This is a genomic window from Rhodoferax sp. PAMC 29310 (assembly GCF_017948265.1).
GTDB lineage: Bacteria > Pseudomonadota > Gammaproteobacteria > Burkholderiales > Burkholderiaceae_C > Rhodoferax.
Genome location: NZ_CP072852.1, coordinates 1,899,825 through 1,917,750, shown reverse-complemented (window position 1 = coordinate 1,917,750; position 17,926 = coordinate 1,899,825). Strand labels below are relative to the sequence as shown.

15 protein-coding genes are annotated in these 17,926 nt (G+C 59.4%); 12 read left to right on the top strand and 3 right to left on the bottom strand.

The annotated features are described in order from the left end of the window. Positions 1–11: 11 nt before the first annotated feature. A complete protein-coding gene (locus J8G15_RS08670; RefSeq protein ID WP_210547087.1) occupies positions 12–1,448 on the bottom strand; it encodes an 8-oxoguanine deaminase in 1,437 nt (478 codons plus the stop codon). 203 nt (positions 1,449–1,651) lie between these two features. Between J8G15_RS08670 and J8G15_RS08665 the strand changes: the two genes are divergently transcribed. The 8 genes from J8G15_RS08665 (at position 1,652) to J8G15_RS22070 (ending at position 9,495) form a co-directional block, all read left to right on the top strand. Next, positions 1,652–2,275, top strand: a complete 624-nt coding sequence (locus J8G15_RS08665; RefSeq protein WP_210547086.1) for a Crp/Fnr family transcriptional regulator — start codon at positions 1,652–1,654, stop codon at positions 2,273–2,275. A 128-nt stretch (positions 2,276–2,403) separates the two neighbouring features. After that, positions 2,404–2,652, top strand: coding sequence for a DUF3297 family protein (locus J8G15_RS08660; RefSeq protein ID WP_210547085.1), 249 nt, complete (start codon positions 2,404–2,406; stop codon positions 2,650–2,652). A gap of 71 nt (positions 2,653–2,723) precedes the next feature. Further along, on the top strand, positions 2,724–4,088 hold the full coding sequence (locus tag J8G15_RS08655; protein ID WP_210547084.1) for a transporter substrate-binding domain-containing protein: 1,365 nt from the start codon (positions 2,724–2,726) through the stop codon (positions 4,086–4,088). Next, a complete protein-coding gene (locus J8G15_RS08650; RefSeq protein ID WP_210547083.1) occupies positions 4,030–6,948 on the top strand; it encodes a GAF domain-containing protein in 2,919 nt (972 codons plus the stop codon). Before J8G15_RS08655 ends, J8G15_RS08650 begins: the two co-directional genes overlap by 59 nt. 2 nt (positions 6,949–6,950) lie before the next feature. Next, positions 6,951–7,340, top strand: coding sequence for a response regulator (locus J8G15_RS08645; RefSeq protein ID WP_210547082.1), 390 nt, complete (start codon positions 6,951–6,953; stop codon positions 7,338–7,340). Then, positions 7,337–8,173: a response regulator gene (locus tag J8G15_RS21485; protein WP_370627523.1), complete on the top strand. Its 837-nt coding sequence runs from the start codon at positions 7,337–7,339 to the stop codon at positions 8,171–8,173. Before J8G15_RS08645 ends, J8G15_RS21485 begins: the two co-directional genes overlap by 4 nt. A 51-nt stretch (positions 8,174–8,224) precedes the next feature. Further along, positions 8,225–8,917 carry a diguanylate cyclase domain-containing protein gene (locus tag J8G15_RS22075; RefSeq protein WP_370627542.1) on the top strand — a complete coding sequence of 231 codons (693 nt, stop codon included), beginning with the start codon at positions 8,225–8,227 and terminating at the stop codon, positions 8,915–8,917. Continuing rightward, positions 8,896–9,495, top strand: a complete 600-nt coding sequence (locus tag J8G15_RS22070; RefSeq protein ID WP_370627522.1) for an EAL domain-containing protein — start codon at positions 8,896–8,898, stop codon at positions 9,493–9,495. The genes J8G15_RS22075 and J8G15_RS22070 overlap by 22 nt, the downstream gene beginning before the upstream one ends. Positions 9,496–9,540: 45 nt before the next feature. On the opposite strand, the gene xdhB is transcribed toward J8G15_RS22070, so the two are convergent. Further along, complete coding sequence (xdhB, locus tag J8G15_RS08635) at positions 9,541–11,880, bottom strand: xanthine dehydrogenase molybdopterin binding subunit (RefSeq protein WP_240538489.1); 2,340 nt, start codon at positions 11,878–11,880, stop codon at positions 9,541–9,543. Then, positions 11,877–13,343, bottom strand: a complete 1,467-nt coding sequence (xdhA, locus tag J8G15_RS08630) for a xanthine dehydrogenase small subunit (protein ID WP_210547080.1) — start codon at positions 13,341–13,343, stop codon at positions 11,877–11,879. The genes xdhB and xdhA overlap by 4 nt, the downstream gene beginning before the upstream one ends. A gap of 99 nt (positions 13,344–13,442) precedes the next feature. Here xdhA and J8G15_RS08625 point away from each other — a divergent pair, with 99 nt between their 5' ends. Genes J8G15_RS08625 through J8G15_RS08610 form a run of 4 tightly spaced genes read left to right on the top strand, consistent with a single transcriptional unit; the run spans position 13,443 to position 17,923 of the window. Continuing rightward, positions 13,443–14,393, top strand: a complete 951-nt coding sequence (locus J8G15_RS08625; protein ID WP_210547079.1) for a LysR family transcriptional regulator — start codon at positions 13,443–13,445, stop codon at positions 14,391–14,393. Continuing rightward, entirely contained in the window at positions 14,390–15,949 is a 1,560-nt protein-coding gene (locus J8G15_RS08620) for an ABC transporter ATP-binding protein (RefSeq protein WP_210547078.1), read from the top strand. Before J8G15_RS08625 ends, J8G15_RS08620 begins: the two co-directional genes overlap by 4 nt. After that, positions 15,942–17,003, top strand: coding sequence for an ABC transporter permease (locus J8G15_RS08615; RefSeq protein WP_210547077.1), 1,062 nt, complete (start codon positions 15,942–15,944; stop codon positions 17,001–17,003). Before J8G15_RS08620 ends, J8G15_RS08615 begins: the two co-directional genes overlap by 8 nt. Next, positions 17,003–17,923 (top strand): ABC transporter permease, encoded by a 921-nt coding sequence (locus tag J8G15_RS08610; RefSeq protein WP_210547076.1) that lies wholly within the window; start codon positions 17,003–17,005, stop codon positions 17,921–17,923. The genes J8G15_RS08615 and J8G15_RS08610 overlap by 1 nt, the downstream gene beginning before the upstream one ends. The last annotated feature ends 3 nt before the right edge of the window (positions 17,924–17,926 follow it).

Here is a 17,926-nt window from a genome sequence, read left to right as displayed (position 1 = left end):
TTATTGAATAGCTAAATTTTTGCGAGCTGCCGTGCCAGGCGGTTGTGTTTTTCAATCAGGGGTCCCAACTCCAATGTCGCTAATTGTCCTTCTCGTACGATCACCCGTCCGTTGACCACGGTGTAGGCGGCCTGAGGACTGGCACACAGCAGCAAGGCGCCCACTGGATCATGGACGGCGCCGCCAGCTAATGCGAGGGTGTTCAGGTCAAAAAGGGCGAGGTCTGCACACATGCCTGGTGCCAAATGCCCAATATCTTCTCGACCCAATACCTGTGCCCCCCCTCGCGTGGCGAGACTCAATGCGTCTCTGGCAGTCATTTCGGCAGGTCCCAGATCGCAGCCAAAGAACGTTCGGGACTCACCGTTGTCGGTGACCCTGACCTCAGGCGCTCGCATGGCGCTCCCCACGCGAGCCAGCAGCAGGGCTTGGCGTGCTTCGTTGAGCATGTGGGCCGCGTCATTGCTGGCACTGCCGTCCACGCCCAAGCCCACCGGAATACCGGCGTTCAACATTTGGCGAATGGGCGCAATGCCTGAGGCCAGCCGCATATTGCTGCAGGGGCAGTGGGCCACTCCCGTGCGAGTCGCGGCAAACAGTGAGATGCCTTCGTCATCGAGCTTCACACAGTGGGCGTGCCATACGTCCGACCCCAGCCAGCCCAGGTCTTGGGCGTATTGCGTGGGGGTGCAGCCGAACTTTTCTCGTGAGTAGGCCAGATCGTGGTCGTTTTCCGCCAAATGGGTGTGAAGGCGTGCGCTCAGACTGCGGGCCAGCAGGGCAGACTCTCGCATCAAATCCCGGCTCACCGAAAACGGCGAGCAGGGAGCCACTGCCACATTGATCATGGATCCATGGGCCGTGTCGTGCCAGGTTTCAATCAAACGTTGGCTGTCTTTCAAAATGAAGTCTTCGCGTTCCACGACCTCATCAGGCGGCAAGCCGCCCTGAGATTTACCCACACTCATGCTGCCTCGCGTGGCCACAAAGCGCATACCAATCTCCTGAGCTGCTTCAATGCTGTCGTCCAGGCGCACGCCGTTGGGGTAGATGTAGAGGTGGTCGCTGCTGGTGGTGCAGCCACTGAGGAGCAATTCGGCCATGGCCGTTTGGGTGGACACCTGCACCATGTCGGGCGTTAATCCAGCCCAGAGTGGGTAAAGCCCTTGTAGCCAGCCAAAAAGCTCAGCGTTTTGCACCCCGGGTATCGCCCGGGTCAGGCTTTGGTACATGTGGTGGTGGGTGTTGATCAGGCCGGGCGTGACCAGCAGGTGGCGCGCGTCAATCACTTCATCGGCGGTTTGAGGCAAATCGACTGCCGGCCCGATGGCCTCGATCAGGTTTCCACGAATAAAAATGGAGGCATCTGACAATTCCCGTGCCTGAGTCGGATCGGCTTGGTCGAAAGTCGCAATGCAGCGGGCGTTTTTGACGAGAAGGGTGGACATAGGATGGGCGGTGCAGGCCGTGGATGCAGAGAGTGGGCAATGATCGCATCAAATTTGCACGCCTACAGCGCCCGCATCCGGGCTGTTCGGGATGGGCCCTCAACGGCTGTCCGAACCTCCACTTGGTCCTTGTTCTTGGGTTTCCCGTCAGTTGTTTGATGTCGCTCAATGTGAGACCGGGTGAGTCACGGCACAGTTCGCCCATGCTCTCAGCCCAATTCCTTACCCCTTCCGCTGAACGTCAGGTCGCAGCCGTGGGGGATGTCCTGCTCCAACGCGGGTGTTCGTCGGCCTGGGTTTGCTATGTCGAATCGGGACGAATTGCCCTCGGATTGATGGATGGCGACGTGATGGAGCATCAGTTGGGCGTGGCAGAAGGGCCATGTTGGTTGGAGTCGACCTCTGCGGTCCTGAATTTGCCTCACGTGGTTGATGCGGTGGCGCAGACCGAGGTGAAACTGCGCCACGTTCCAGTGGCCGAGTTCCGCATGGCCATAACCAACCTGCCGGCGCCCGCTCAAGCGGTGCTGCATGACGTGGCCCTCGCGCACCGACGCCAAACAGAGTTCGCCGCCAGTCGACTGGCCAAGGACGCCGAAGCCCGTTGTGCGGAGTGGTTGCTCAGTCACGCTCAGGCCAGTTCTCTGGGCGCCATGGAGGTGCAGTTGCAGCAACGCAAGCGCTCTATTGCGGCGCAGCTTGGGATCGCGCCTGAGACCTTGTCCCGCGTGCTGCGCCAGTTGCGTGAACGCAGCTTGATCAGTGGCTCAGGACGCACCTTGAGTCTGGTCGATCCGGGTGGCCTGCGCACAGTGGCGGGCATTTGATTCCGAGTGGGGCACCCATTTGGCACCTTTTCGGCACTGAAAGCACCATCGGTTGGAGGGATGGACGCGGTAGCGGGTCAAATCAGGGAAAATTGGACCTGTTTGAAACCGTTTTTTAGAGACATCACATGACCGACACCACACAACTCCCATCCTTGCCAGACCATTTGTCCATCGACCCTCGCAGTCCGCACCATGTGGCCGCCGTGTTCGAACAGGACGTGGGCATTCTGTTCAATGACCAGGAGCGATCGGATGTCGCTGAGTACTGCATCAGCGAAGGTTGGGTCAAAGTGCCAGCCGGCAAAACGGTTGACCGAAAAGGCAACCCGCTGCTGATCAAGCTCAAGGGCAAAGTCGAGGCGTTTTACCGCTAAGCTCGGAGTTTCAGGGTGAGTTCGGCAGCGTGTCGAGTCTTGCTGCGCTGAACGATCGAGAGGATCGCTGGGTGATCAATCGAATAAACCTGTTTTTTCGAGCGCTTCGCTGGGCATTGGCAGGCATTTTTCTGGCGCTACCGGTTGCTCAGGGGCTGGCCCAGTCGTCCCTGATTCTCACTGCTGACGAGCAGGCATGGCTCAAAGCTCACCCCGTGATACGAATCGGGGTGGACCCCGGTTATGCCCCCTACTCTTTTCTGGATGCTAATGGGCGCCCGGCCGGAGTCGCCTCAGAGTTGACGGCACTGGTGGGCCAAAAACTCGGCGTGAAGCTGGAGATGGTGCCAAATCTCACCTGGCCGCAAATCCTGGAGGGGGCACGCCAGCGTCAGGTTGACCTCATCACCACCGCGGCGCGTCGGCCAGACCGAGAGTCATATCTGAACTTTTCGCACGCCTACCTGAAGACGCCAACGGTGGTCATGACGCGGCTTGAAGCCTCCCGTTTGCGCAGTCTGGAGCAACTCAACGGCCGGCGGGTGGCGCTGGTCAAGCGCTATTCCTCGTCCGAGAAGGCGATAGAGCTTTATCCCAGCATGGTGGTGATGAGTGTTGCCAATCCGCTTGAGGGATTGCGGGCTGTTTCAGACGGTCGCGCAGAGGCCTATATCGGTGTACTTGGGATCAATACCCATCTGGCCAGTCGCAATGGCATTAGCAATCTGAAAGTGAATACCGGTTTTGACATGACCAATTCTCAAGCCTACGGGGTTCGTAAGGATTGGCCGGAGCTGGTGCCATTGCTGGAGAAGGCGCTTGCTTCGATGCCTGAAGCTCAGGTGCAGGACATTTTTTCTCGCTGGATCTCCGTGTCGCTGGATGACGTCAGACTGCCTGCTGCCGTGTTGGACAAAGAGGCACTCGCTCAAATAGCGGACCTTCCCGAGTTGCGAGTGGGTGTCCTGAACAACCGGCCACCCTTTGATTTTGTCGATGCCAAAGGCCAACACAAGGGGCTGGCTGCCGATGTCCTGGAGACGTTGGTAAAGAAAACCGGGCTCAAGACCACCGTCGTGGCAGGCGCCAGCACCGAAGCACTGCTGGCGAGCCTGACTGCGGGTGAGCTAGATATCGTGCTGTCTGTGAACGGCGCAGCGCCAGGGGCCCTAACCAAGTTGCTGAGTGAGCCCTACTTGGTGTCCTCACTGGGGGTTTTTGTACCGAAAGGTGACATCTTCCTGGGTGAAATGCGCAATTTGTTTGAACACCGCGTCGCGGTGCCTGTCAACGGTCTGGCACTACCCATGCTCTCGGTTTACCCTCGTATTCAGCTGCAAGCGGTACCGGATCTGCAAGAGGGGGGTCAAGGCGGTGTTGAGCGGACAGGTCGACTTTCTGGTGGCAGAGACAACCTCGGCGCTGCGGCTAATTGAAGATGCCGGCATCACCGGTTTGCGTTACGCCGGGCCGTTGGGCGAAGCGCCTGTCCGATTGAGCCTGGCTGTGAGCCCTAACATCAAAGGCCTGCGTGGGATCATCGACACGGGGCTGGGCAGCATCACCCAAGCGGAGGCGGCCACTATTCGCCGCCAATGGGTGGGCGCGCCACTTCAGGGCGGCGTCAATCTGCACGAGGTGCTGCGCTGGGCGAGTGCGCTGGCGTTGCTGATGGCGGTCGGGGCACTGGCGTTTTACCTGTGGAGTTTGCGGCTGAGGCGGGAAGTGACGCGCCAGACGCGGCTGTATGCCGCCCTGACCCGCTGTAACGAGGCCATTGCGCGATCGGTATCAGCAACAGATTTGTTCCCCAAAGTTTGCCAAATTGCGGTGGAGTTGGGTGGCATGCAGATGGCCTGGATTGGTTTGATCGACACCAACACATCACTGCTCCGACCGGTGGGATGGTTTGGCGAGCAGGCCAGGGCCTACCTTCATGGCATTGAAATTTCAGTGGATACCGATCATCCCAAGGGGAAAGGTCTGACGGGGCTGGCCGTTCAAGAGAATCAGCCGATTTGGTGTCAGGACGCGCGCCATGACGAGCGCGTCGCGGTTTGGCGTTCAATCCGCGCCAAGCTGGGCATCGACTGGCGCGCCATGGCGGTGCTGCCCCTGCGTCGACAGGGAGTGACCATTGGCACACTGTCACTCAATGCCGGATCCGTCAACGCCTTTGATGAAAAATCACAACGCTTGCTGGTTGATATGGCCGCTGACATCAGTCAGGCGCTTGACCATTTTGCTCGGGCGCAGGCTCTGCTTGAGGTCACCAAGCAGTTGCAAACCATTGCCAACCATGCACCGGTTCTGATTGCTCAATGCGACCAGAATTTTCGCTACCGATTCGTGAACCAGGGCTACGCTGCATTGTTCAAATCGACGCCGCAGGAGCTTTTGGGCCAAAACGTGCAGCAAGTTGTGGGTGAAGCAACATTTGCACAGGCCAAGCCTCACATGGATGGCGCGTTGGCCGGCAAGCCAGGTCAATATGACCTGGAGTTGCCGGACAAGGTGCTCGGTATGCGGACGCTACAAGTTATCTATGCTCCGGAGCGCAACCCTGGCGGGCAGGTCATTGGGTTTATTGCGGCCGTCCTTGACATTACCCAGCGCAAGCGGGCCGAGGCTGAGGCGCGAATAAGCGCCTTGGCCTATCAGTCCTTGTTCGAGTCCTCACGGGATGCCATCACGCTGACCTCGATGGAGGGGCACTTCGTGGGTGGCAACCCTGCCGCTTTTGAGCTGTTTGGATGTCGTGATCGGGAGGAGTTTGTGTCCCTGTCAGTGGCAGATCTCTCTCCAGAACGTCAACCCGACGGGCGCCTGTCGGCTGAAAAGGCGAAGGAAATTGTTCATCGGGCGCTTCAGGAGGGCGCGCATGCGTTTGAGTGGGTTCATCGGCGCCGGGACGGGACGGATTTTGTGACTGAAATCCTGATCACGCCGGCCGAATCCAACGGGGTCCCCATCGTTCAGGCCAGCCTGCGCGATATCACCGAAAGAATTCGTTCCCGCGAGGCGCTGGAGCGCAGTGCCAGTGAGCTGACCGCGCTCAACGCCTTGGCCAAACAAGTCAGTGCCAGTCTGGAGTTGACTCAGGTCACCCGGGCCGTGCTGGATCAAAGCTTGTTGGCCATAAAGCCTGACCTGGCGATGTTATTTCTGCATGAAGGCGGTGGACTCCACTTGTTGGGAAGTTCCTCTGAGGTGGGTGCCTTGCAATCAAGCTCATTGGCCGTTCAGCGACTGGGGGAGTGCCTTTGCGGTGTTGCCGCGGCGCAGTCCGGCCCACTGTATGTCCTTGACGTTCCCAACGACCCTCGTTGTGGGGGGGAAGATGGCAAGCAGGCGGGGCTCCAGGCCTTTGCCGCGTTGCCATTGAGACGAGGTGACTTGGTGATCGGGGTATTGGGTGTGGCCGCAGTCAATGCGCGGGATTTTGAAAGCCAAGCTACTTTTCTGGAAACGCTGGCCGAGCAGGCTTCAGCCGGCCTGCAAAACGCCCAGTTGCACCGTCAGATTGAGCGTCATGTCGCAGAACTGGAACAACGCGTTGTCGAACGCACCACGGAGTTGGCGACGGCCAAGGCGCGCGCAGAAGGGGCGGACGAAATGAAGTCTGCGTTTTTGGCAACCATGTCTCACGAGTTGCGCACGCCACTGAACTCCATCATTGGGTTCACCGGGGTACTGATGCAGAAACTGCCGGGGCCGCTGAACGCGGAACAGGAAAAGCAGCTCGGCATGGTGCGCAATTCGGGCCGTCATTTGCTGGCGCTGATCAATGACGTGCTGGACATCTCCAAAATCGAAGCGGGCGAGATGAATTTGGCACATGTTGAGTTTGATCTTCATGCATTGCTGGAAAAAATCGGGCCCATGTTTGCGCCTCAGGTCAAGCGGCGGGGGCTGGCGTTCAAGCAGGAGGTGGGCGCAAACGAGATGATGATGGTGGGTGATGCGCGCCGCGTTGAGCAGGTGCTGAATAACCTGCTTTCCAATGCGCTCAAATTCACGGCCCAAGGTCATATTGAAATCGCGTGTGTGCGTAGTGGGGCGTATTGGGCTATTTCAGTCACTGACACAGGCCGTGGCATCAAGCCTGAGGACATGGGCAAGTTGTTTCGGCCCTTTGGTCAAATAGACAGTGGGCATCCCGGCCTGCACGATGCCACTGGTTTAGGCTTGGCTCTGTCCAAGCAATTGGTGGAGGCCATGGGCGGGCGTATTGAGGCAAGCAGTGTTGCGGGGCAGGGAAGTTGTTTCCGGTTTACGCTTCAGGCAAAGGAGTAGGCATGAATGTGTTGGTGATTGACGACAACGAACAAAATCGTTATTTGCTTCGATTTTTACTGGAGGCCAGAGGGCACAGGGTGTCTGAAGCGCATGATGGGCCCCAGGGCATTGCGTCAGTGCAGACCGAGATGCCGGACATGGTCTTGTTGGATATTCAATTGCCTGGAATGGATGGTTATGCCGTGGCCCGTGCCTTGCGAACTGTGCCCCAATTCGATGCCATGCCTATTATTGCGGTCACCTCTTTCGCGCTGAATGGCGACCGGGGAAGAGTGCTTGCGGCTGGTTGTGACGACTACATCGAAAAGCCGATCGATCCGGACAGCTTTTGTATTCAGGTTGAGGCGGCCCATGAAATGGGTTCTACCAGAAAGAACACCGCTGCATGAAACATGCATTGGTCGTTGATGATTTGGAAGAGGGGCGCTATTTGCTGCGAGCCCTTCTGCAGGGAAATGGCTACCGCGTCACCATGGCTGGCAATGGCGTGGCCGCACTGGAGGCGGCGCGACAAGATCAACCCGATGTGATCGTGTCAGACGTCTTGATGCCGCAAATGGACGGGTTTGCCCTTTGCCGCGCGTGGATGCTGGATGCGACTCTCAAGGCGATCCCGTTTGTTTTTTACTCTGCCACGTATACCCATCCAGAGGACGTGACGCTGGCGCTGGACATGGGTGCCATGCGTTATTTGATAAAACCCCTTGAGACCGATGTCTTGTTGAACGAAATCGCCAACGCGACGGAGGAAAGGCAGAAAAGTCCATCACCTCCCCAGTCCCGCGTTCCTCTGGATACGCCGGAGTTCGAAGTCCTTCATGACGCGGTGTTGGCGCGCAAGTTGGAAGACAAAATCGCGCAATTGGAGGCTACCAAAAACAAGTTGCAGGCCACTCTTGATGCCATTCCCGATTTGCTGTTTGAGGTGGATCGAAGTGGGCGCTATCTGACTGTGCATGCGCCCCGCAGCGAACTATTGGTGGCGCCCAGGTCCGAACTGCTGGGGAGAACTGTGACCCAGGTCATGGAGCCGGAGGCCGCCGCGGTGGTGATGGCCGCTTTGGCCGAGGCCAATGCCACCGGTTGGTCGCATGGCCGTCAAATTGAATTGTTGCTGCCACAGGGACCACTCTGGTTTGAGTTGTCGGTGGCAAAGCAGATTCAGGCCAACTCGGTGGAGCCGCATTTCGTTGTGATTTCACGCGATATCACCGAGCGATAATCGGCGGAATAGAAGGTACAAGCGCTGGCCTTTTATGACCCTTTGACTGGAGTGGCCAACCGGCGGCTGCTGATGGACCGGATGCAGCAAGCGGTGGCGTCCAGCGCCCGGCATCACTGCAGTGGCGCCATGTTGTTTGTGGATCTGGATCATTTCAAGGAAGTCAACGACATATGTGGTCACGCTGATGGAGACCGGATGTTGCTGGAAGTGGCCAAGAGATTGGCGGCTTGTGTCCGCGCTGGCGACACCATTGCGCGGCTGGGCGGAGACGAGTTCGTGGTGTTGCTGGAGGACCTGAGCGAAAACGCGATGGAAGCAGGCACACAGGCCAAGTTAGTGGCCGAAAAGATTTTGTCCATCCTTGCTCAGCCTTACTTGCTGTCAGAAGGGCCGCGCCACGGCAGTGCCAGCGTGGGTGTCGCCTTGTTTGGCTCCGACGCGGAAATGAGCAGGGACGGCCCCTTGTCGCGTGCCGACTTGGCCATGTACCAAGCCAAGGCGGTGGGCGGCAACACGCTGCGTTTCTTTGACCCCCAAATGCAGGTGGTGGTTGCGGCACGCGCGACTCTGGAGGCAGACTTGCGATTGGCATTGGATGCAAAGTCGTTCGTTCTTTTTTATCAGACCCAGGTCTGTGGTCAGCGAATCTGTGGGGTAGAGCACTGGTGCGCTGGCGCCACCCACAGCGCGGTATGGTGCCGCCGCTGGAGTTCATTGGCGTGGCCGAAGAAACGGGGCTGATTTTGCCCTTGGGGGCCTGGGTGCTGGAGACGGCCTGCGCACAATTGGTCCGGTGGGCCGACCGAGCCGAGACCGCCCATTTAACAGTGGCCGTGAATGTGAGCGCTCGCGAAGTGCGTCAGGAGGACTTTGTGGCGCAGGTGACGGGTGCGTTGTCCCGCACCGGGGCCAACCCGCACCAACTCAAGCTGGAACTGACTGAAAGCCTGCTGGTCACCAATGTGGAAGACACCATAGCCAAGATGACCGCACTGCGAGACATCGGCGTGCGTTTCTCTCTGGATGATTTTGGAACAGGATTTTCCTCACTCTCTTACCTCAAACGACTACCGCTCGATCAGCTCAAGATTGATCAGAGCTTTGTGCGGGACATTTTGGTGGATGCCAACGACGCCGCTATTGCAAAGATGGTGATTGCGCTGGCAGGCTCCATGGCCTTGGATGTGATTGCAGAAGGCGTTGAGCTGGAAGCGCAGCGCACTTCACTGGCTGAGATGGGCTGCCAAACTTACCAAGGGTATCTGTTCAGCAAGCCTATGCCCATTGACGAATTGGAGGTCTTGCTGGCCCAGCCTTAAGAGGTCGGGCGCGCCGTGGTTTTCTCACCGCAGCGCCGTTTTAACTCAGCGGCTCAAGGCGTTCAGCACGTTTTCGGCGGTTGCGGGTGCCTTGAGTTTGACCTGCTTGCCATCCGCCCGAGCCTGCGCCACTGCGTCTCGCAGCGCTTCAAACACGCTGATCGCCAGCATGAAGGGGGGCTCGCCCACGGCTTTGCTGCCAAACACGTTGTCTTCGCGGTTGGGCTCAGGCCACAAATCCACTCTGAAGTGCGCCGGAATGTCGCCGGTGGCGGGAATTTTGTAGGTGCTGGGCGCGTGGGTGCTTAAGTTCCCTTTGTTGTTCCAAACCAGTTGCTCGGTGGTCAGCCAGCCCATGCCTTGCACAAAACCGCCTTCAATCTGACCGATGTCGATGGCCGGGTTGATGCTGCGGCCCACGTCATGCAGGATGTCCACTTTAAGTACCCGGCTTTCGCCCGTCAGGATGTCGATGGCGACCTCGGTGCAGGCGGCGCCATAGGCAAAGTAATAAAACGGGCGCCCGGTCAGTGTGGTCTTGTCGTAGTGAATCTTGGGTGTGCGGTAGAAGCCATCGCTCCAGAGCTGGATGCGGTTGGCGTAGGCCATTTGCACCACCTCGTCAAAACGGCGTTCGCTTTTGGGTGAACGAATCCACCCGCCTTCAAATTGCACGGCCCCAGCGCCACAGCCGTCCAGGCCGCTGACAAATTGCGCTAGGTTGTCGCGCACATGGCGGGCGGCAAACTGGGCAGCGCGGCCGTTCAAGTCAGTGCCGGCAGACGCGGCGGTGGCCGAGGCGTTGGGAATCTTGCTGGTGTCGCTGGCCGTGGCCAGCACCCGGTGAAAGGGCACACCCAACTCGTCGGCCACAATTTGGGCCACTTTGGTGTTCAGGCCTTGGCCCATTTCCGTGCCACCGTGGTTGACCTGGACGCTGCCGTCCAGGTACACATGCACCAACGCGCCGGCTTGGTTGAACAGCGTGGCAGTGAAGGAAATGCCGAACTTGACCGGTGTCAGCGCCAAACCCCGTTTGATCACCGGATTGGCCGAGTTCCACGCCAAAATGGCCTCTTTCCTTTGCCGGTACTGCGCAGTTAGCTCTATTTTTGATAGCAGTGGCTGCAAAATGTTGTCTTCCACCTTCATCTGGTAATGGGTGGTGTTGCGGGCTTGGGCGGGCGTGGTGGTGTTGCCAGCGGTCATCTCCTCGCTGTACAGGTTGCGCAGGCGCACATCCAGCGGGTCGAGCTTCAGGTGGCGGGCAATGTCGCTCAGAATGGTCTCGGTCACGATCATGCCTTGGGGCCCGCCAAAGCCGCGAAACGCCGTGTGGCTTTGGGTGTTAAGTTTGCAGCGGTAGGACGCAATGGCCACGTCTTCCAGAAAGTAGCCGTTGTCGGCGTGAAAAATGGCGCGGTCGGCCACGGGGCCAGACAGGTCGGCGCTGAAGCCGCAGTTGGCGGCCATCATCAGTTTCAGGCCTCGTAAGCGTCCGGTGTCGTCAAAGCCCACCGTGTACTCATAGGCAAACGGGTGGCGCTTGCCGGTGATCATGAAGTCGTCGTCGCGGTCCAAGCGCAGCTTGATGGGGCGCTTGAACTTGGCCGCCGCCACGGCCGCCCACACGGCCAGGTGCCCGGCCTGGGTTTCCTTGCCGCCAAAGCCGCCGCCCATGCGCCGGCACTCCACCCGCACCGCATGGTTGTCCAAGCCCAGGGCGTGGGCGACCCAGTGCTGCAATTCGCCGGGATGCTGGGTGCTGGAGTAGATCAGCCACTGGTTTTGTTCCTGCGGCAGCACGTAGGCCACCTGGCCTTCCAGGTAAAAATGCTCTTGTCCGCCGACTTCCAGCGTGCCGCTCAGGGTGTGGGGCGCCTGGGACAAGGCCAGCGCGGCGTCACCACGTTTGACGAAAACGGGGGGCAGTACATAGCTTGTCGCCGCCAATGCGTCCTGAATCGTCAGGATGGCGGGCAGGGGGGCAATATCCAGTTTCACCAAGCGTGCGGCGTGGCGCGCCTGCATCACTGTGTCGGCCACGATCACGCCAATGACCTGGCCGATGTGTTGCACGGTGTCGATGGCGAACACCGGCTCGTCACCCGCAAACGCCGCCAACATGGGGTCGCCGGGAATGTCTTGTGTCAACACCATGCCGCGCACGCCGGGCATGGCTAATGCGGCGCTGGCGTCGACCCCGCGCAACTGGCCGTGCGCCTGGGTGGACAAAATGGGCGCGGCGTAGAGCGTGCCGCGCACCTCAGGAATGTCGTCCACGTAATGGGCGCCGCCGGCCACTTGGGCGGCTGCGCTTTCGTGGGCATGGCTGTTGCCGCTGGCTGGGGTGGCTATGTTCACTGGGTTGGGTTTGCCGCTCATGCTTGTACCCCTTCCAACGTGAAGCATTCCAGATTGATGCCGGTCGCCCCCTGGCTTTCCAGCCAGAAGCGCTGCAGCAAGTTGCCCAGCACCTGCACCCGGTAGTCGGCCGAGGCCCGCATGTCGGAAATCGGACTGAATTCGGCGCGCAGCGTGGCCGTGGCCTGCGCTACCGTCGCCGGGTTCCAGGGTTGGCCGGTGAGGGCGGCCTCGGTTTGGACGGCCCGCACCGGCGTGGCGGCCACGCCACCCACGCCAATCGAGGCGCTTGCCACCTGGCCATCAACGATGTGCAGGTTCAGCGCCAGACAGATGGCGGAGATGTCGTCGTCAAAACGTTTGGAGATTTTGTAGATGCGGACCAGCTCGCCGGGGCTGGCTTTGGGCACCTGAATGAAGGCCAGCACCTCGTCGGCCGCCATCACGTTTTGGCGATAACCGGTGTAGAGCCGCTCCAGCGGCATTTCACGCTGGCCGCGCTCGCTGGCCAGCACAACGCTGGCGCCCAGCGAAATCAGCAGCGGCATGGAATCGCCAATGGGGGAACCGTTGGCAATATTGCCACCCAGTGTGCCCGAGTTGCGCACCGGCAGGCCGGCAAAACGGGTGGCAAAGGTATGGAGCTGGGGTCGGTTTGCCACCAGCGCCGCAAAGGCGTCCGTCAGTTTGACGGCGGCGCCAATGGTCAGTGTATTGTCTTGGTCAGCAATCTGTCGCAACTCGGCCACGCCGCTCACGTCCAGCACCTGCTCAAAGTTGCGGTGCAGCTTGTTGACCCACAGGCCCACGTCCGTGCAGCCGGCCACAATTTGGGCGATGGGGTGCTGCGTTCTGGCGCTGAGCAAGTCTGAGAGCGTTTTCGGTGATTTATAAGAAAAATCAGCCTCTCGCGCTTGTCCTGCCTGCGCAATCTGCTCTAGTTTTTGTAGCGTTTTCGTCGCGTCGCTGGCTGGCTGGGGCAGGCTGGCCATGCGCTGGGCCGCGTCCAGAATCGGGCGGTAGCCGGTGCAGCGGCACAAGTTGCCAGAAAGTTCTTCCTGCGCCAGTTCGCGCGTGATGGCGTGGCCTTGGGCGACATGGTTTTGGTACATGCCAAACAGACTCATGACAAAACCGGGGGTGCAAAAGCCGCATTGGCTACCGTGGCAATCCACTATGGCCTGTTGTGCGGGGTGCAACGCGCCGTCCGGGGCGGCCAGATCTTCGGCCGTCCACAGTGCCAGCCCGTTGACGGAATGCGCCATGCGAATACAGCTGTTGACCGCGCTGTAATGAATTTTTTCGCCTTGGGCCTCGCCTAGCACCACTATGCAGGCGCCGCAGTCGCCCTCATTGCAGCCTTCCTTGGTACCGGTGCAATTGAGGTCGTCGCGCAGAAGCTCTAGCAGCGTGCGGGTGGGTGGTACATTGCGCACCTCCATAATTTCGCCGCAGCGTACAAATTGGATGACTTGGTTATTCATGGGCAGTTTTGGGTAAGCTCAAAGGGTTCGAACAAGGGTAAAACGAGACAGCCACTGTGCCTATAAGCACTAGCGTATGACACCAATGCAAACACAGGTATGAGAGACCACGTCCTATTCGACAAGATTGATCTTCATTTGATCAGGGTCTTGCACACGGTGTTAACAGAACGAAGCGTTTCCAAAGCCGCCATCCGACTGGGCATGCACCAGCCGGCGGTCAGCGCGTCGCTCAAACGCCTGCGTGACTTTGCGGGCGACCCTCTTTTGGTGCGTTCAGGCGCCGGTATGGTGCCCACCGATGCTGCCCTGCGCATGGTTGAGCCCGCCGCCAGCATTCTGCGCGCCGCTGAAATGTTGTTTTCAGATGCCCGTGGGTTTGATCCCGCCACGGCACAAAACACCTTTCGCGTGGGTGCCAGTGACTATCTTGACCCCTTGTTTTTGCCGCACCTGGTGGCGCAAATTAAGTCTCAGGCGCCGCTGTGTTATATCGAAATTTTGCCGCTGTCGGCCGCGTCTGACTACCGGGCGCAATTGGCACAGGGTGAGGTGGATGTGGTGATTGGCAACTGGGCCACGCCGCCAGACGACCTGCACCTTGGGCGCCTGTTTGGCGACGAAGTGGTGTCGCTGGTGGCCACCCAACACCCTGCCGTGCGCCGGGGTTGGGACGCCGCAGCATGGCTGGAGGCGGACCACATTGCCCCCACGGCTACCCATCCGGGTGCCAAGGGCGTGATTGACGACCACCTGGACGCTTTGGGCCTGCAGCGCAACATCACCGCACGCTGCCCTCATTTTGGTTTGATTCCTGCCATGGTGGCATCCACCTTGCTTGTACTCACGACTGGGCGCCAATACTGCGAGCGCTATATTGACCACCTGCCATTGACGATACTCCCCAGTCCGATCGAGTTTCCGCGCATGATGTACTACCAACTCTGGCATGAGCGAACCCATACCGCAACCGCGGCCAAATGGCTGCGCGAGCGGGTCAAATCAGTGGCTGCCACGCTTAAGAACAAAGAGAAACAAGCCCCCGCATGACCATTCCTCGACTTCAATTAGCCAATATCACCAAAAGCTACCCAGGTGTCGTGGCCAACAGCGATGTGTCGCTGACTGTCCTACCGGGAGAAACCCACGCGGTGTTGGGTGAAAACGGCGCGGGCAAGTCCACACTGATGAAAATCATCTACGGCTCAGTCAAACCCGATTCAGGCACGGTGCACTTCAATGGCAAGGTGGCACATGTGCGCAACCCACAAGAGGCGAGGGCGCTGGGCATCAGCATGGTGTTTCAGCATTTCAGTTTGTTTGACACCATCACCGTGGCGGAAAACGTGTGGCTGGGGCTGAGCAAAACCCTGACGCTGGATGAAGTGACCCGCAGCATCACCGCCAAGGCGGCCGAGTATGGTTTGGACATTGACCCCGCGCGGCCCGTGCACACCTTGAGCGTGGGCGAGATGCAACGGGTAGAGATCATTCGTGCCTTGTTGACGAACCCGCAGTTGTTGATTCTGGACGAGCCCACCTCGGTGCTGACCCCGCAAGCGGTGGACAAGCTGTTTGTGGTGCTGAAGAAACTCGCCAGCGAGGGTTGCAGCATCTTGTACATCAGCCACAAGCTGCATGAAATTCGCGAGCTGTGCAATGCCTGCACTGTGCTGCGCGGCGGCAAGGTCACCGGGACTTGTAACCCTGCGGAAGAATCCAACGCCTCGCTTTCCAAACTGATGATTGGCGCCGAGCCGCCACTGTTGACCCGCCGAGCCCCCAACACCGGTGGGGTGGTGTTGCAGGTGCAGAACCTCAGCTTGGCACGCGATGACCAGTTTGGTGTGGACCTAGTCGATCTTAGTATGCACGTGCGTGCCGGCGAAGTCGTGGGCATTGCGGGCGTCTCGGGCAACGGACAGCGTGAATTGTTGTACGCCTTGTCGGGCGAAGATGTGCGCTCACCCGCGGGCTCTATTCAGATCGAAGATGCCGATGTCGCCAAAATGCACCCGGCGCACCGGCGCCGACTGGGCTTGCACTTTGTGCCAGAGGAACGATTAGGGCGTGGCGCTGTGCCCACACTCAGCCTCGCGCAGAACATGCTGCTGACCCGCGATGATGCGATTTCGTGGCCGCGTTTTGCGGGCGGCTGGATTCGGATCGCCCAACTGCAAACGCATGCGGCTGGCATCATCAAACGCTTTAACGTCAAGGCCAATGGCCCGCGCGCGGCGGCCCGTTCGCTGTCTGGGGGTAATTTGCAAAAGTTTATTGTGGGGCGCGAGATTGACGCGAAGCCTAAACTCTTCATCGTCTCCCAGCCCACTTGGGGCGTTGACGTGGGTGCGGCAGCGCAGATTCGAGGCGAAATTCTAGCGCTGCGCGACGCCGGTTGCGCCGTGCTGGTGGTCAGCGAAGAGCTGGATGAATTGTTTGAAGTGTGTGACCGGCTGCATGTGATTGCGCATGGGCGACTGTCCCCCTCGGTGCCCGTGGCGGATGCCACGGTGGAAAAAATTGGCGAATGGATGAGCGGCCTGTGGCACAAAGACGTGCAGGACCACCTGCTGCGCACTGAATCGGAGGCCGCCCATGCTTAAGCTTGAAGCGCGCCCCCAACCGTCCAGCCTGTGGAGCTATGGCTCACCGTTGCTGGCGCTGCTGATCACCGTGGTGATTGGCACGCTCATGTTCACTTTGCTGGGCAAAGACCCCGTCAAGGGGCTGGAAATGTTTTTCTGGTTGCCCATCAAGAACGCCTACGCCATTGGCGAGTTGCTGGTTAAGGCCACGCCCTTGTTGATCATTGCCTTGGGGCTGGCCGTGTGTTTTCGCTCCAATATTTGGAACATTGGCGCCGAAGGCCAGTACATCATGGGCGCTATTTTTGCCGGTGGTGTCGCGCTGTTGGCTGACAAAACGACCGGGGCCTGGATTGTGGTGCCGATCATTGCCGCCGGGGTGCTGGGGGGCATGCTGTGGGCGAGTGTGACCGCCATACTGCGGGATCGGTTCAACGCCAATGAAATTTTGGTGAGTCTGATGCTGGTCTACGTTGCTGTGCAAGTGCTGAGCTACATGGTCGGCGGGCCGTGGAAGGATCCAAACGGGTTCAATTTTCCTCAAAGCAAGACCTTCGATGCAATCACCCGGATTCCGCGACTGTTTGACGGCTCTCGTGTGACCATTGGTGTGCTGTTTGCCTTGGCGGGCGTCGCTGGATTGTGGGTGTTTCTGTTTCGGACCCGGGCCGGATTCTCCTTGCAGGTCGGAGGGTTGGCGCCGGCAGCGGCGCGCTATGCCGGATTTTCCTCACGTCGTGCCTTGTGGACAGCCTTGTTGATATCGGGCGGGGCGGCCGGTCTGGCCGGCGCATTGGAAGTGGCCGGGCCAATCGGCCAGCTCACCACCTATGTGCCCGCAGGCTATGGTTTTGCGGCCATCATCGTGGCCTACGTGGGGCGTCTGCACCCGGTCGGCATGGTGTTTTCGGCGATTTTGATGAGCATGTTCTATATCGGCGGCGAAATGGCCCAGTCCCGTTTGGGACTGACCAAGTCACTGACGGGCGTGTTTCAGGGCCTGCTTCTGTTCAGCCTGCTGGCGTGTGACACGCTGGTGAACTACCGGCTTTCTTTCAAAGGGCGCAAGTAATGGACTCCTACGCACTTCTTCTGGCGGCCACGCTCAATGCGGGCACGGTGCTGGCGTTGGCCTCGCTAGGTTTGCTGATCAATGAAAAGGTCGGCATCGTCAATCTGGGCGCTGAGGGCATGATGTTGTGCGCCGCCATTGCTGGCTTTGCCACCGTGGTGCACACGGGCAACGACTGGCTCGGTTTTGCCGCGGGTATGGGCGCGGGTGCCGTGTTGGCGGCCATTTTTGGCCTGCTGGTGATTTGGCTCAATACCAACCAGTACGCCACCGGACTGGCGCTCACGCTGTTTGGAGCGGGGTTCTCGGCCTTTGTGGGAACAGGTTTTGTGCAGGCCACCATGCCACCGCGCCCTAGTTTCGCCATTCCGTTCCTGTCGGACATCCCCCTCGTGGGCCCAGCGCTGTTCCGCCATCACCCTTTGGTGTACCTCACAGTCTTCTTGGCTTTGGCCCTGATCTGGTTCATGTACCGCACGCGCAGCGGCCTGATCATGCGCAGTGTGGGGGAAAGTCCTGAATCGGCGCACGCCCTGGGCTACCCGGTGCGTCGTATTCGCTTGTTGGCTGTGGTGGTTGGTGGGGCTTTATGTGGTCTGGCGGGGGCCTACTTGTCGATCATCTACACCCCGCTGTGGGTAGAGGGCATGGTGGCCGGCAAAGGCTGGATCGCGCTGGCCTTGACGACGTTTGCCACTTGGCGCCCAGCGCGCGTTTTGCTGGGGGCTTATTTGTTTGGTGGGGTCACCATGCTGCAGTTTCACTTGCAGGGCATCGGTGTGAATGTGCCTAGCCAGTTTTTGAGCATGCTGCCTTATGTGGCGACCATCGTCGTGCTGGCCCTGATTTCCCGCAACCCACAATGGATTCGCATCAATATGCCCGCTTCCATTGGAAAACCGTTTTATCCCGGTTCATAATTG